This is a genomic window from Phormidesmis sp. 146-12 (assembly GCF_052939495.1).
Window position 1 is genome coordinate 1 of sequence record NZ_JBJPHS010000010.1, and the last position, 13357, is coordinate 13357.

Consider the following 13357-nt stretch of genomic DNA (forward strand, 5'->3'; position numbering starts at 1 on the left):
ACGTCAAAACAATAGCCCGCTGACTCATTCCAAAAGCGCGAAAATCTGGCTAACACGCGATCGGCCATCGCTTCATATTCTCGGTGTGGCTTACCAATTCTGCGGGCGACTTTGGCCATAATTCTCAGGGCGTTGTACCACAGCGCATTAATTTCTACAGGCTTACCAATCCGAGGCGTAAAGACCCGATCGCCCACTTTGGCATCCATCCAGGTTAATTGCGTTCCGATCTCACCCGCATACAGTAGACCATCAGCCGGATCGAGATGAATGTCATAGCGAGTGCCGCGACAGTGCCAATCAATAATCTCTGCTAACACCGGAAACAAGTCATACAGCAAATCAGTGTCTTCGGTCGCGTTGTAGTATCCCTGAATCGCCACAAAGTACCACAGCGTTGCATCGACGGTATTGTAGTCTGGCACCTCTCCCACATCCGGAAACCGATTGGGCAACATGCCGCGATCGACTGCCAGCGCAAAGGTTTTTAGAATCGATCGCGCCACTTCAGGTCGTCCTGTCACCAGCGTCAAACCTGACAAACTGATCATCGTGTCCCGTCCCCAGTCGGTAAACCACGGATAGCCTGCGACGATCGTTTTACCATTGGGATTGCCCGGAGTTGATCGATTGACGATGAATTGATCCGCCGCCAAAATCAGTTGACGAATCCAGTTGGGCGTTGACTCGACCTGACTTTCGCGATCGAGTTTCCAGCGATCGACCAGTCTTTGCTCATAGGCCCGTTGCGATCGGAGGGCGCTTTCTCCATCCAGATTAGGGGTCGAGTCGGTGCTGACAATAAAGGTGAGCGAATCTCCCGCATGGAGCGTCGTTTGAAAGGTGGCAGCGTGCAGGTGATCTTCATGATCCAACAGTCCACGCGATCGTTCTTGAGCCAGATCAAAGCCGTAATACCAATCGTGCATCGGAGTCACTTTGGCCCCGCGACCCAGCAAATAAAAAGGCACCGCTTCAGGAAAGGCAGAAATCGAAACGCCCTGACCGACGGATTCGATGCCCATTTGCCAGCCATTGGCCTGTGTGTCGCTGTGATAATCGCGGTAGTTAACCATCGCCTTGAGCGTCAGCGTCAGAGGTTGGGTCGATCGCCGCACTTGATAATAGACATAAGTGGTATTCGTGCCCTGCTGCATCCAGATGCGTTTTTCGAGGAGCGCATCACCCAAAGCAAACTGCCAGACGGGAACCGTCCCTTCGAGAAAGAAGCGCTCGATATGTCGATAGCCTTGCTGACCGACGATGCCATCTTTCCAGCGATTGGTGGTTAAGGGAAAGTAATCTTCACCATAACGAATACTTTCGTCAAGTTTGGCTAACAGTAACGTTCTCTGTTGAGGCGGTTTGAGCGCAGCCACCAGCAAGCCATGATATCGGCGCGTCAAAAGTCCGGCGATCGTCCCTGATGCAAATCCCCCAATCCCGTTGGTCACCAGCCATTCTCGTGCTTCCGCAGCGTCGAGGTTGCCACAGATCTCCCGCCCAAAGTCGATTTTCATTCACCCGTTCCTTTTCCCCGTCTGCGTCTCCATTTACGGTGATACGAGGCGAAAGAGCAAGGCTTCACACTAATTTTTAGCTGAAGCTAGGAAGTTGCTTTCGCGATCGCCCTTGATTTTTTGGGAAAAAGCCATGAGGGATCAGAAAAAGGAAGCAATTTCATATCTGGATTCAGCACGGTCGATTTACATGCATTATTTATGTTCATTAGGCGTGATGAAAAGCGATCGCATTAACAGCTTGCCATTCTGCATCGGTGAGCGATCGTATCTCAAAGTCAATCTCAAAACTGTTGCGGGCTGCTTGGATTAGGGCTTCTGTCACATGAGAGATCAACGCTTCGCCTTTGAAATCAAGCGGCAGTTGAGGAAGTTGTGATGAACCGAAGATATGATTGCACAGTTCTAAATTTGGCTCTAACCGCATTGATCCATGTTGCAAAATTGTCTGATCTTTGCGAAGTTGAGCGCTGCCAATTAGCTTTGCACCATTTTCTAACACTAAGTCTGCAACCGTTGCCGTCCCAAAACAGTTGGGGTTGTGAATGTAGCTTCCCGCATTTCCGTAGTGCAACTCTACGCCCAGCGATCGCCATCCCTCAATCAAAAACTTGCAGATCGTTTGATAGTCCTGCATTCGTCGCCCCGACAGCCCAGAGGTGATCACGGCATATGTCAAATCGCCCTGATGCAAAACAGCCCGCCCTCCACTCGGACGACGAACTAGCTCGATCGCCGCTCCCTGCCAGGTAAGTTGTTTCCAAAAGTCGGGAAACTGACGCTGATGATAGCCCAGTGAAATCGCAGCAGGTGACCAGGTATAGAACCTTAAAGTGGGTGGATGAGTTCCCAAATGATGCTGTTCGAGAAGCCACTGGTCGATCGCCATCTGCACCCTTCCAGAAGCCTTGATCAACGGAATCAGTCGCCAGGTTTGCATCAATTAGTTTGCATTAATTGCTAAAATTAACCGGCCAAAAATTCTGCTTGTAAAGACTCGTCGTGATCGTCTGCGATCGTCGCCACTACGGTCACCAATCGAGAAATCTCACCCGGAGACAGCTCGGCGATCGTGCGAGTAGACAGCACCACGATTTGATTGTCGTAAATAGCAAACCCCGCTTCAAAGGTACTCAGCCAATTCATTTCCAGCAGCTTTCTAAACAGTTGTGGCTCATCTTTAGCAGGTAGCTTGAGAACCGATGCCCAAACGCTCAGATTATCTTCTTCGGTCGTGCCCGTCAGTTGGACAAAGACTTCGACACTGCCGTACTTAAACTTCCAGATATAGCCGCCGTCGTTTTGACTCACCATTGCACTGTCGCTTTGATCGAGGCTGGCGATCACCGTTTCGATCACTTCGACAACATTAATGCCACCCGTGCCGCCGACCAATTCATCAGACGTTGTGGCGGTTGAGATCATTTCGGAGTTGGGCTGATAGTTCACCATAGGTCGAGTTATTTCAGCATTAAGTGCAGGGGTTGTGTCTACGGTAGCGTTGATCGCTCAGTTGTCTGACGGGCTTTTTGTATTTCTTCATTTTTGTAGCAAAAATTGCCTTCTGCATCAGACTCAATCTGCCCAATGAGAGATTTTGAGACGTAATTTAAGTAACCCTGGTGACAGATGTGGCGATCGACGATATTGGGCAATAGTTTTGGGGACATACAAATTCAATAAAGGCATGTTTATATGGCAGACAATCAAGAATTGAATACGGTAGCCCCGATCGACGACATTACGCCCTCTTCGAGGCAGCATTATTCAGGAACGCCGATCGCGACCAAAGACACTCCGTTTTTAGAAAAAGTGCAGCTTAAAGCAGGCTTGTCGGATCTCTACGATGCCAGAGACGTGACAGAAGTGGTGTTTCGGACGATGCGCGACATGATGACCGATGAAGCCGTCGAAAACGTCGCCGAAGAATTACACAAACCGCTAGACGAAGGCAACCCCGATCGCACCCTCTACACCGCAACGCCGTTGGCAACCGAAATCGAAGACCTGTGGGAAGACACCAATCCGATCGTTCACTTTTTGAGCAAGCTCAGACCGCCGCTGATTATCAAGTCCAGCACCTTTCTATTTAGAGTGCGTCAAGAAAGCGGCTTGCAAACCAACGTCTCACCTGAATTGGCCGTCGAAGCGGTTTTCTCAGCGACCAAAGATGAGCTATCAGCAGAACGCATTCAAGAAGTCGCCAACTTCCTGCCCGACGAAATCCGCGCCATCTGGGAAAAGGCATAGAGGAGTCTGCCAAAGAAGTCACCCATCCTAGAGAAGTTCCCTACTGGCAAATACTGGTTGTTGACACAGTTCCTCGCCCCCTAAATCCCCCAAAATTGGGGGACTTTGACTTTAGGAGATCCGACCAGTGAGCCAGAGGGCATTTCGCTCAAAAATCTCCCCAACAGCCAAACAGTAAACCGATATCATCCCCTCATCCCCCATCCCCGTGGCTTCCAAAAAACCACCCGCGATCGCTTCTCCTGAAATTCAGCAAAAACTGATTGAGATTCACGATCGCCTCTGTCAAACATATGGCTGTCCGATTCCTTATTTTCATACGCTTGATCCGTTGAGCGAGTTGGTTTCAGCGTTGCTGTCTCATCGCACCCGCAATCCCGATTCTGCCAGTGCGTTTAATGAGTTGCGGCGACGGTTTCCAGACTGGTCAATGGTGCGAGATGCTCCCGTCGATCAAGTTGAACAAGCGATCGCTCGCTGCACCTGGGCCGAGCAAAAAGCCCCTCGGATTCAGCAAGTCTTGAAACTGATTGGAGACCGTCAGGGCAGTTTGTCGCTTGATTTTTTGGCGGACTTGTCGATCTCAGAAGCCAGAGAATGGTTGGAGTCACTGCCGGGAGTCGGCCCCAAAACCAGTGCCGCTGTGCTGTCATTTAGCAGTTTGCGCCGTCGGGCATTGCCTGTGGATAGTCATCATCATCGAGTGGCGATTCGGTTGGGTTTGATTCCTTCGACGATCGCCGTTGCCCCGGCTCACGCCATTCTCGAAGCTCAGTTGCCGATCAAGTGGACAGCCCAACAGGTTTACGATAACCACGAAGTCTTGATGCTGCATGGTCAGCGCTGTTGTTATTACCAAAATCCAGCCTGCGATCGCTGCCCTGTTTTATCGCTCTGCCCGTTTGGGCAATCAAGGCGACGGTGAAGGGCTGGGAGTCACGTTTGGACTGGGCAAGGCTCCCGGTTGATTGCCTTTTTGCAGCATGACAAACACATCGTAGCGAGAGGTGCGATCGCTCGTGACTGCGGCCGTTACGCCAATCGATCGAATCGCTTCCAAAACAGCCCGATTAGCAGGCGGAATCTGCAACAGCGGAAAATTATTCAACGCCAGTGACCGCTCCATATTCACAAAAAAGTGACCATTATTTGACCCCAACTCCGTCGCTGTCGCCTTCTTAAATAACTCCGTCTCAGCAAGAGAACCTGCGGGTTTTGGCACAAAGCTGCCTGTGACCGGTGCGCCTAGACTGAGAAACGCTACATTGTTGTCGAGCCAGCCACGGGTAATATTGACGTTAGCAGCAGGCAGACTCCAGTTGACAACCGATTGACCTTCTACTTTCGATTCTTCGACCTTAAAGGTGTACTTGCTCGACATCGTATCGTCTAGCTGCTTGAGGGTCTTTTCGGCGGCGCGGCGATCGTTGGTCTGCACCATAAATACGAGGCTGGCGGGCAAGTTAGCGGGCGATCCCTGGGGAGCAGGCACCAGCGCTAGCGCAAACTCACCTTGCATCCAGTTCAGCAAATCTTGCTCCAGATCCAAGCCCACAGAGGATTTTAGCCCTTGACGTAGCCCTTCTGGATTGATAAATCGAATCGGATTCGCCGAAACGCCCTGCGTGTAGTCCTTCCAAAAGCGCTGCAAATCGCCACCCGATGTCATCATCAACGTCTCAGCAGGGAAACGGTTGGGCATAATTTTGGCGGTGTTTTTGACCTCAAATCGACGCTTACTCTCAGGCTTGAGCCAGGAGACACTTTTGAACTGGATGCCTTCAGAGGCGATCGTCGCCGTCGCGGCCAATCCTTGAGTTTGTTGAAGCTGATTTGTGCCTTGGGGCGGTATGGGTCGATTGGAGTTCGCCGCAGACGTGTTGGCAGCCGCAGGAATGTTTACATAGACGCGCGCGACTGGCTTCTCAGACTTGATCTGACTCAGGGCTTCTCCATACCCCGGTGTCGCTGAGAGCGCTGGCCCGCCTTTATAGGTGTCGATCGCCCGTTCGATCGCTTTGGGACTGTTAGCCACCACGACGGTTTGGGGATCTAAGGCTGCGATCGAGACGGTTTGGGTCGGCGTTTCCTGGTTTTCGCGAATCTGAATACCGTTGTACTTGCGTTCTGCCCACTTGCCTGTTTTGACAGCGTTGGACTGCTCCAGGGTTTGTTTGGCTTTGAGCGGGTCGGCGATCGGCAACACCATGACCACGGGTTGAGGATTGGGCGGTGTGGCGGCTTGTCCTGGATTGGGCACCGCTAACCCGGCTTGAGGCGACAAAAACGCCAGCGTCACTTCTTTACCGACCCACGGCTGCACGTCGCGCTGATAGTCTAGCCCTTTGCTGGTGAGAAAGCGATCGCGAAACTGCACCAAACTTTGATCAAAGGCCGTCTGACTGCGCGGGGTGCCAAATTCTCTCACTCGCTGCCACTGTCCCTGGTCGGTTGAGAGCGACACCACCATCAGCGCATCTTGCGGCACCACATTGGCCCCGATCGGCATAACGCTAAGTCGTCCCTGTTGAGAAAATAACCAGTAAGCCAGTCCGCCCCCACCAATCATCAGGGCAGAGGCTCCGAGCGTTAAAAGAAGTGGCTTAGACTTCCGAGTTTTGAGTTTGGCTTTCATTCGACCAGAGAAGGGTTTTCAATGCCGTTGTCACTCTAGCAAAGTATGTACAGAGTGTGGCGATCGCGGCAAGTCAGAGTCCGTCGAGGCTGCAATTTTATCAGTCTTTGAGATGGAAGCGATCGCTTAAATCCCTCATAGGCTCTTGTATCTTGAGATTTAGGGGGCGAAGTAACTTGGCAATAAGCGATCTTATTTAATTCACGTAATTCACGATCCTAAGCGGATGATTGAAGAGTAGGGGAGATCTCCGAGACTCTATTCTTGCAGCCAAAGACTTTTCAAACATCCGATAAGAACCACAACAAACCATCAACTTTTTGCAACGTTCTATCACCAATTTGCGATGAGTGGTACGATTAGCTCTCAAGCTAGGGGTGCCCATTTGGGCTGAGAACAAACCCTTAGAACCTGAGACTGGGTAATGCCAGCGAAGGGAAGCTGTTTATCTGAGGAATCGAATATGCGGACAGATTGGATCGCCAAACGCAGCGGACATAGCAACGTGTCTCAGATGTACTATGCCCGCCAAGGGGTTGTGACCGAAGAAATGCAGTACGTGGCCACGCGGGAAAATTTACCCGTCGAGCTAATTCGCGCAGAAGTGGCCCGGGGACGAATGATCATTCCTGCCAACATCAACCACCCTAATTTAGAACCGATGGCGATCGGGATTGCTTCTAGATGCAAAGTCAACGCCAACATCGGCGCATCACCCAACTCTTCTAACATGCAGGAAGAAGTCGATAAGCTGCATCTCGCGGTGAAATATGGGGCGGATACCGTCATGGATCTGTCTACGGGCGGCGGCAATCTAGATGAGATTCGGACGACGATCATCCAGGCTTCGACCGTTCCGATCGGGACAGTTCCCATTTATCAGGCGTTAGAAAGTGTCCACGGCAACATTGAGAATCTGACGGCTGACGACTTTTTGCACATCATCGAAAAGCACGCCCAGCAAGGAGTGGACTATCAAACGATTCACGCTGGAATTTTGATCGAACATTTGCCCTTGGTGCGCGATCGCTTGACTGGAATCGTCTCTCGTGGCGGCGGCATTCTGGCTCGTTGGATGCTGCATCACCACAAACAAAATCCGCTCTACACTCATTTCAGCGACATTATTGAGATCTTCAAAAAGTATGACGTGTCGTTTAGTTTGGGCGATTCTCTGCGTCCCGGCTGTCAACATGATGCTTCGGATGCCGCACAGTTGGCAGAATTGAAGACCCTCGGACAACTGACTCGCCGCGCCTGGGAAGATGACATTCAGGTGATGGTCGAAGGCCCCGGACATGTGCCAATGGATCAAATCGAATTCAACGTTCGCAAACAGATGGAAGAGTGTTCTGAAGCGCCGTTCTATGTGTTGGGGCCGTTGGTGACGGATATTGCACCGGGATATGACCACATTACATCGGCGATCGGGGCTGCAATGGCGGGCTGGTATGGCACTGCGATGCTCTGCTATGTTACGCCTAAAGAACATTTGGGCTTACCCGACGCAGAAGACGTTCGCAATGGGTTGATCGCCTACAAGATTGCGGCCCATGCAGCAGATATTGCGCGGCATCGTCCGGGGGCACGAGATAGAGATGATGAGCTTTCTCGCGCTCGTTATAACTTTGATTGGAATAAGCAGTTTGAGTTGTCGCTTGACCCCGATCGGGCGAAGGAATACCACGACGAAACGCTGCCTGCTGACATTTATAAAACGGCTGAGTTTTGCTCGATGTGTGGCCCCAAATTCTGCCCGATGCAAACCAAAGTTGATGCTGATGCACTGACCGAGCTTGAGAAGTTTTTGGCGAAGGAGCCTGTCGCCCAAAGCTAATTCAACCTAGAGCCTACACAAACCCCGTTTTCTTTGGAGAGCGGGGCATTTTAATTTCATGACAGCGCTTCGAGAATGAGTCAGAAGAACTCGCTGACTAACCTATGGGATTTCTTGATCTTTCTCAGATCATCTTGCGGTCATCTTTAAACTCGGCTCTACAGACAGGTAAATTTCTGACAGAGTTCTGGCGCACTACGTTTAGAATAGGCATTCCCATTTCCTAATGCTCGTACGAGAGCGGCGCTGGTTCTAGAAGTTTGGTACAAATAAGTCAATGAGACTACCCGATCTTCTGACTTCTGTAGGGCGTTATCAGCCAAAGTAATCGATCTTTGAAGATTTTTGTGGTTAGATTCGCTGATTGCGTAAACTGTTGGAGCGACTTCTGCCCAAATCGTTTTCAACTGAGACATCTCGGCTTGGGCTTCTGATAGCTTATTTGCTTCGACGTTTTCCACTGCTTGCTTCGCTTTGGATGACACAGTGTTGAGCTTATCCTTGAAGTCTGAAGGACTAACAAATTCGCCTTGGGGTTTACTAATAGGCATCTCTGTTTTCGACATCTCCACAGTGGATGACTTTTCAATCTCCTTCATTGAATCATTTCCAGCAGTGGACTTTGGGGCAGCGCAGGCAGACAAAGACGTAAGCGCAATCAGAAATATCAGAGACTTTACTGGAACTAGACTCATACAAGCACCAAGGCTAACAACGGGTGGAAAATCTGTTGAGGAGGCAAGGCTTAATTTAGAGTTCAAGCCATTATTCTTTTGTCCCTGATTGTCGCTCATGCTAATTGTAAAGGCAGCGATCGCACGAGCAGGTGTGCATCAACTCAAACTGTCATTCCACTAAGAGTAAGGAACTGAGTCTACGTGGTATTGCCATTAAGAAAAGGGCGGAGAGAATTCGGAATAGAATTGTAGCGAGAGAGCTTTCAAACACACCCTAATGTCAAACTCTATCTTTATCTCGTCAGAAAAGCGATCGCTGCTTTGTTAGCTCAAGTGAGAGAAGAGCCAGTACCGAGGTGAACTTTTACTCATCCTGCGATCGCTGGTTTCCATCGAGTAAAACTTGCTGAAATTGTGGAGCCAAAAAAGAAGCACTTACCCTCTCTGAGCGCATGTTCACCTGTGAGCATTGCGGCTTCAGTCAAGACCGAGATTTGAATGCGGCAATCAATTTGAAAACCGCGGTAAGCCATCCCGTGTCAGCCTGTGGATCGGGTGAAGCCGACTTCTCCAAGTTGAAGCAGGAAGATTTCAGTTTGTTAGCAAACGTTAGTAAATTATGAGCGGATAACGTTCCTGTTGAGCGGTTGCAAGGAACGGTTGCATCCACACCGGGAGTTCCCATCAGGTAGTCCTAAACAGGTAAGGATGCGTTGTAGTGATCGGTCAATTCCTTGATCTTTGCTTGGGCTTGGGCAATGGTTTGCGGGGGATGCGCTTTGAAGTATGTTTCGACTGTCGTCGCATGGGTGTTCAGGTCACTCGGTTGCCCTTGATAATCCAACTGTTTGAGACCCTCAATGCCGTCTGCGTGATACTGTCTGAGATAGACTGTCAGCATCGTTTTGCCGATCTCGCACAGTCATCGGATCTCATGATGGGACAATCCTTAGCTTTTCAAGTACAACACCTCCATTTTCTGTTGCACTTTGTTGCACTTTTGGGTGAGGATAGTGATGTCGTTCATACTTCAGCTCGGCAATCTGCTCTGGCGTAAATCCAATCCGAATCAGGCTGACTTCCTCTGTACTCCGACTCTTGGACAGATGAGCATCTTATCCTTGATGGGGAAGAATCTTCTAAAAGTCCATTTCTTAATCGTCGCGAGTATAATAACTTCTCCGTTCTGCTCCTTGAGGAGGATTAACTTACGCAAAGTTTCTGACTCATCATTACTGCTTCAAAATTAACTCCCATTCCTGACCATTCCAGATTGGTGAATTTGTCTCACCTACCACAAATGGGCCCCAATAGCGCTGAGAGCCGTCTTGAGCAAAAGCCACGACGACATCGCCCTTTTTGAGAATAATTGAGCGATCGGGCAGTGAAACCACTAAACCCTTACCGCTCCCTTCGTTAGGTGCAAAATCCCAGTGGGCGGGCGGTTGATAGTCAGAGGCCTCGCTAGATTGGGGGGCTGACGATTTGCTCTTTGACAGTAGCGCAACTCGCAAGGGGTGATCCGATCGATTGCTAACTCTGAGCGCTCCTTGACGAGCCGCCACCATCGCAGGATTGAGCGTGGGAATCGGAGAAGCTCCCGGTTTCGGAGGCGTTTTTTGTATCTCGTTTTGAGACTCGTCGATCTTAATGATGGGCACTGTCTCCGGGGATGTCACCTCAACCTGAATCTGAAAGCGTCTCAACACTAGCCATAGCCCCAATAAAAGTAGCGCTGTCGCTAAAGCTACTCTGGTCGCAGGGTTCAGCTTTATTTTCATCTTCATCACACCCCGCATTCTCGTTCTCGCCCATTTCTACTCTAGTGATAACAATCTGTGGCACGATCGTGGGAGAAATTTTTCCGATAGTTTTTTCGATAAATTAAGGGATGGTATGAGAAGGTTGAATTCTAAGCAGACAACCTGATTTAGAATTCAAAACTCAAGATTCATCTCTCTCCTCGACCATGCAAAATACTCGTCTCAACAGTCTTGTAGGAGTTGTGACCGATCAGATCGGCCAATTGTTTCGCAATCCCTGGCGGCGCGTGTCTCTGATGTTGATCAGTCTGCTGTTTGGCTTTTTTTTGGGCAACGTCATCTCGACCACTGCCGGACAAAGAGCCGAATTAGATGTCGTGGCGGCCAGCTTTTTGGTGATTTTATTTGAAGTGACGAGTCGCATCATCTACACCAATCGGGAGGGGTTTCGGCGATCGCTCCCCGCTGAAATGATCAACACGCTCAAAATTGGCATGACTTATAGTTTTATTTTAGAAGCGTTTAAGTTAGGAAGTTAGATGAGGGATGAGGGAGAACTTCGATGATCTGTTCCCCCTTTGGGGGTAATCCGCTGCGCGAGAGGGATGAAGCTTAAAGGTCTTTGCGGCGAAATTGGTAGGACTGTGCTTTTGCGCCCCAGACTTGTTTGCCTTGAGCGTCGTAACCGCGATCCCAGGTGTCCATTCCGGTTTTGTGAAGCGTGATCTGGTTGGTAATGCGGACGGCTCCTCCAACGTTAGCGGAACACCCATCGATCGGCGTTCTGCCTACGTAGTTGTCGCCAGACTGTTTGAGAAAGACAGCGCAGATGGGAACCCCACGATCGCTCAAGGGCACAATTCGAGAAGCTTCGGGCTGGTTGCACAAACCGACGAGCGCTTCGGGCTTAACAGGACGAAAGGACAGCGATCGCACACTATGACTGTAGATTGTCGGTGAAATTTGTAGAATTCTCTGACGATAGGGCTTCGTCAAATCAGAAGAGAGGGCTTGTTCTTGATAAAGATAAACACCGTCGATCTGAGGTGATCCCTGAAGAAAAATTTTGCAGGTCGTCATTCTCACATCCGGTAGTTTTGGGTTGGCGATCGCTTGAGCAGACGTGTCCATGACCCCGACCAAACGCGCCACAACTTCATTGACCTGTTGCTCAAGCGGAATCGCGGACTGAGTGGGAACCGCCACAACCAGCGCAGCGGAGAACAGTTTTAAGCTCATATTTCAAAATTAGTAGACAAAAATTAGCGGCTCAAACTTCAGAAATAGAAATCAACCTAAAAGTCAACTATCTGGCTGTAGTTTTTCGCCCTTTCGATCGGTCAGTCAACACCATCAGGAGAACAGTTTAAGATAAATCAGTGGGCAGAGTCCTTTGTAGGCATCCCACGAGATGATTTGTTTGTGTCGTCAAGCTTTAAGAACTAGAGGAGAGAACATGGAGATCAACTGTGCAGAAGCCTGCGTAAATGGCTGCGTTTTGGGAGATAAATGTCCCAATTTAGAATATAAAGATCAGGCTGCCAAATTCATTCAAGAAAAGTCGTTGGACGAAATGCTGGCGATCGCCGAAGAAGCCATTCGCAAAAAAATGAGCGCTCCGCCCCAGTGGGTGCTGCCTGAAGATTAGGACGCTTTAGATTGGGAGGTCGGCGCGGGGATCAAAGCTTTCTATCTGTCGGAGCTTCTCGTAAAGATCCCGTTCTTCAAGACTGATTTCTTTGGGGACGACAATTTGAATTTCGACAATCTGATCGCCTCGATCGTCCCCACTGATCAGATATCCCTTATTCGCCAATCTCAGACGCTGCCCCGATCGTACCCCTCCCGGAATGGTCATCTTCACCAACCCGTCTAATGTGGGAACTTCGATCGCGCCTCCCAAAGCAGCTTCACTGGGCGTAATGGGCAATTGACACACCACATCGGAGCCTTCTAGCTTAAAAAACGGATGGGGAGAGACTTCGATTTTGAGGTATAGATCGCCCCCCGCAACGCCCTGACCTTTGAGACGAATTCGCTGCCCGGTCACCATCCCTGCGGGCATATTCACTTCGAGCGATCGCCCGTCCTCTAATCGAATTCGCTCTCGCCCACCAGAGTAAGCTTTTTCTAAAGGCACGGTCAATCGCGCTTCAGCATCTCGACGATTGGAGCGAGGGGGCGGCGTACTAGAAACGGTATAGCTCGTTTTTGTCGTGCCAGGACGGTAGGGATCGGCAGCAGGCGGGGGTTGAGGAGGTCGGCTAGGCGTTGTCGTCGTGGTGCGTCGATTGAGCAATTGATCCACGAAGTCATTAAAGTTACGGTATTCACCAAACTCCACCGACCCAGATGGATCATTTCCCTTTCCCCAGGGACGGCCGCCTTTTGCGCCCCCTTGAAATCCTGGTCGCTTCCAAAAATTGCCAAACTGATCGTACTGCGATCGCTTGGTCGTGTCTCCCAACACTTCATACGCTTCGCTCAGATCCTTGAATTTCTCCTCAGCAGCTTTGTTACCCGGATTGAGATCAGGATGATATTGACGCGCTAATCGACGGTAGGCCTTTTTGATCTCCTCGATCGACGCATCTTTGGCAACCCCCAAAATCTCATAATAATTGCGGAAATTCTGCATAGCGAAACGGTGAAAGGATGACGGGTGAGGGATGAAA

16 protein-coding genes, 1 pseudogene and 1 riboswitch are annotated in these 13357 nt (G+C 50.2%); of the genes and pseudogenes, 7 read left to right on the forward strand and 10 right to left on the reverse strand.

Translation table 11 applies throughout. The features are described 5' to 3' along the window. The 4 genes from ACKFKF_RS06525 to ACKFKF_RS06540 form a co-directional block, all read right to left on the reverse strand. On the reverse strand, window positions 1-1520 hold a 1520-nt coding region (locus tag ACKFKF_RS06525), incomplete at its 3' end, for a glycogen debranching enzyme N-terminal domain-containing protein (protein WP_446866938.1). A gap of 208 nt (window positions 1521-1728) precedes the next feature. Beyond that, window positions 1729-2460 (reverse strand): lipoate--protein ligase family protein, encoded by a 732-nt coding sequence (locus tag ACKFKF_RS06530; RefSeq protein ID WP_446866939.1) that lies wholly within the window; start codon window positions 2458-2460, stop codon window positions 1729-1731. A 26-nt stretch (window positions 2461-2486) separates the two neighbouring features. Beyond that, window positions 2487-2972 (reverse strand): YbjN domain-containing protein, encoded by a 486-nt coding sequence (locus ACKFKF_RS06535; protein WP_446861996.1) that lies wholly within the window; start codon window positions 2970-2972, stop codon window positions 2487-2489. A 38-nt stretch (window positions 2973-3010) separates the two neighbouring features. Further along, on the reverse strand, window positions 3011-3190 hold the full coding sequence (locus tag ACKFKF_RS06540; protein WP_446866940.1) for a hypothetical protein: 180 nt from the start codon (window positions 3188-3190) through the stop codon (window positions 3011-3013). Window positions 3191-3215: 25 nt separating this feature from the next. Here ACKFKF_RS06540 and ACKFKF_RS06545 point away from each other — a divergent pair, with 25 nt between their 5' ends. Beyond that, on the forward strand, window positions 3216-3770 hold the full coding sequence (locus ACKFKF_RS06545; RefSeq protein ID WP_446866941.1) for a DUF2267 domain-containing protein: 555 nt from the start codon (window positions 3216-3218) through the stop codon (window positions 3768-3770). A 208-nt stretch (window positions 3771-3978) separates the two neighbouring features. Beyond that, complete coding sequence (locus ACKFKF_RS06550; RefSeq protein ID WP_446866942.1) at window positions 3979-4695, forward strand: endonuclease III domain-containing protein; 717 nt, start codon at window positions 3979-3981, stop codon at window positions 4693-4695. Here ACKFKF_RS06550 and ACKFKF_RS06555 read toward each other — a convergent pair. After that, a complete protein-coding gene (locus tag ACKFKF_RS06555) occupies window positions 4681-6405 on the reverse strand; it encodes a DUF3352 domain-containing protein (protein WP_446866943.1) in 1725 nt (574 codons plus the stop codon). The two genes, ACKFKF_RS06550 and ACKFKF_RS06555, sit on opposite strands and share 15 nt — an antisense overlap. On the opposite strand from ACKFKF_RS06555, the gene ACKFKF_RS06560 reads away from it, so the two are divergent. Both ACKFKF_RS06560 and thiC read left to right on the forward strand, forming a co-directional pair. Beyond that, a complete protein-coding gene (locus tag ACKFKF_RS06560) occupies window positions 6395-6535 on the forward strand; it encodes a hypothetical protein (protein WP_446866945.1) in 141 nt (46 codons plus the stop codon). The genes ACKFKF_RS06555 and ACKFKF_RS06560 overlap by 11 nt on opposite strands. Window positions 6536-6768: 233 nt before the next feature. Continuing rightward, a riboswitch (TPP riboswitch) is annotated at window positions 6769-6861 on the forward strand. Window positions 6862-6868: 7 nt separating this feature from the next. Beyond that, on the forward strand, window positions 6869-8242 hold the full coding sequence (gene thiC / locus ACKFKF_RS06565) for a phosphomethylpyrimidine synthase ThiC (protein WP_446866946.1): 1374 nt from the start codon (window positions 6869-6871) through the stop codon (window positions 8240-8242). A 158-nt stretch (window positions 8243-8400) separates the two neighbouring features. Here thiC and ACKFKF_RS06570 read toward each other — a convergent pair whose 3' ends face one another. Then, the gene (locus ACKFKF_RS06570; protein WP_446866947.1) at window positions 8401-8793 is read right to left on the reverse strand and encodes a hypothetical protein; all 393 of its coding nucleotides are present in this window, start codon (window positions 8791-8793) and stop codon (window positions 8401-8403) included. 575 nt (window positions 8794-9368) lie between these two features. Between ACKFKF_RS06570 and ACKFKF_RS06575 the strand changes: the two are divergent. Beyond that, window positions 9369-9542 (forward strand): annotated as a pseudogene (locus tag ACKFKF_RS06575) (zinc ribbon domain-containing protein); the annotation flags it as partial. A gap of 71 nt (window positions 9543-9613) precedes the next feature. On the opposite strand, the gene ACKFKF_RS06580 reads toward ACKFKF_RS06575, so the two are convergent. Continuing rightward, window positions 9614-9820, reverse strand: coding sequence for a hypothetical protein (locus ACKFKF_RS06580; RefSeq protein WP_446866948.1), 207 nt, complete (start codon window positions 9818-9820; stop codon window positions 9614-9616). Window positions 9821-10151: 331 nt separating this feature from the next. Then, window positions 10152-10700: a hypothetical protein gene (locus ACKFKF_RS06585; RefSeq protein WP_446866949.1), complete on the reverse strand. Its 549-nt coding sequence runs from the start codon at window positions 10698-10700 to the stop codon at window positions 10152-10154. Between the two features lie 188 nt (window positions 10701-10888). Between ACKFKF_RS06585 and ACKFKF_RS06590 the strand changes: the two genes are divergently transcribed. Beyond that, entirely contained in the window at window positions 10889-11221 is a 333-nt protein-coding gene (locus tag ACKFKF_RS06590; protein ID WP_446860048.1) for a DUF565 domain-containing protein, read from the forward strand. Between the two features lie 73 nt (window positions 11222-11294). On the opposite strand, the gene ACKFKF_RS06595 is transcribed toward ACKFKF_RS06590, so the two are convergent. Then, a complete protein-coding gene (locus ACKFKF_RS06595; RefSeq protein WP_446866950.1) occupies window positions 11295-11921 on the reverse strand; it encodes a chromophore lyase CpcT/CpeT in 627 nt (208 codons plus the stop codon). A gap of 217 nt (window positions 11922-12138) precedes the next feature. Between ACKFKF_RS06595 and ACKFKF_RS06600 the strand changes: the two genes are divergently transcribed. Further along, the gene (locus ACKFKF_RS06600) at window positions 12139-12330 is read left to right on the forward strand and encodes a hypothetical protein (protein WP_446860050.1); all 192 of its coding nucleotides are present in this window, start codon (window positions 12139-12141) and stop codon (window positions 12328-12330) included. 6 nt (window positions 12331-12336) lie between these two features. Here the strand turns inward: ACKFKF_RS06600 and ACKFKF_RS06605 are convergent, their stop codons facing one another. Next, window positions 12337-13320 (reverse strand): DnaJ C-terminal domain-containing protein, encoded by a 984-nt coding sequence (locus ACKFKF_RS06605; protein WP_446866951.1) that lies wholly within the window; start codon window positions 13318-13320, stop codon window positions 12337-12339. Window positions 13321-13357 lie beyond the last annotated feature (37 nt).

What these genes read in the sequence shown, in the direction of transcription:
- ACKFKF_RS06540 (WP_446866940.1), bottom strand. Translation starts at nt 3,190, where the DNA reads ATGTCCCCAAAACTATTGCCCAATATCGTCGATCGCCACATCTGTCAC.
- ACKFKF_RS06590 (WP_446860048.1), top strand. Translation starts at nt 10,889, where the DNA reads ATGCAAAATACTCGTCTCAACAGTCTTGTAGGAGTTGTGACCGATCAG.
- ACKFKF_RS06555 (WP_446866943.1), bottom strand. Translation starts at nt 6,405, where the DNA reads ATGAAAGCCAAACTCAAAACTCGGAAGTCTAAGCCACTTCTTTTAACG.
- ACKFKF_RS06595 (WP_446866950.1), bottom strand. Translation starts at nt 11,921, where the DNA reads ATGAGCTTAAAACTGTTCTCCGCTGCGCTGGTTGTGGCGGTTCCCACT.
- ACKFKF_RS06535 (WP_446861996.1), bottom strand. Translation starts at nt 2,972, where the DNA reads ATGGTGAACTATCAGCCCAACTCCGAAATGATCTCAACCGCCACAACG.
- ACKFKF_RS06605 (WP_446866951.1), bottom strand. Translation starts at nt 13,320, where the DNA reads ATGCAGAATTTCCGCAATTATTATGAGATTTTGGGGGTTGCCAAAGAT.
- ACKFKF_RS06545 (WP_446866941.1), top strand. Translation starts at nt 3,216, where the DNA reads ATGGCAGACAATCAAGAATTGAATACGGTAGCCCCGATCGACGACATT.
- ACKFKF_RS06600 (WP_446860050.1), top strand. Translation starts at nt 12,139, where the DNA reads ATGGAGATCAACTGTGCAGAAGCCTGCGTAAATGGCTGCGTTTTGGGA.
- ACKFKF_RS06570 (WP_446866947.1), bottom strand. Translation starts at nt 8,793, where the DNA reads ATGCCTATTAGTAAACCCCAAGGCGAATTTGTTAGTCCTTCAGACTTC.
- ACKFKF_RS06530 (WP_446866939.1), bottom strand. Translation starts at nt 2,460, where the DNA reads ATGCAAACCTGGCGACTGATTCCGTTGATCAAGGCTTCTGGAAGGGTG.
- ACKFKF_RS06580 (WP_446866948.1), bottom strand. Translation starts at nt 9,820, where the DNA reads ATGCTGACAGTCTATCTCAGACAGTATCACGCAGACGGCATTGAGGGT.
- thiC (WP_446866946.1), top strand. Translation starts at nt 6,869, where the DNA reads ATGCGGACAGATTGGATCGCCAAACGCAGCGGACATAGCAACGTGTCT.
- ACKFKF_RS06585 (WP_446866949.1), bottom strand. Translation starts at nt 10,700, where the DNA reads ATGAAAATAAAGCTGAACCCTGCGACCAGAGTAGCTTTAGCGACAGCG.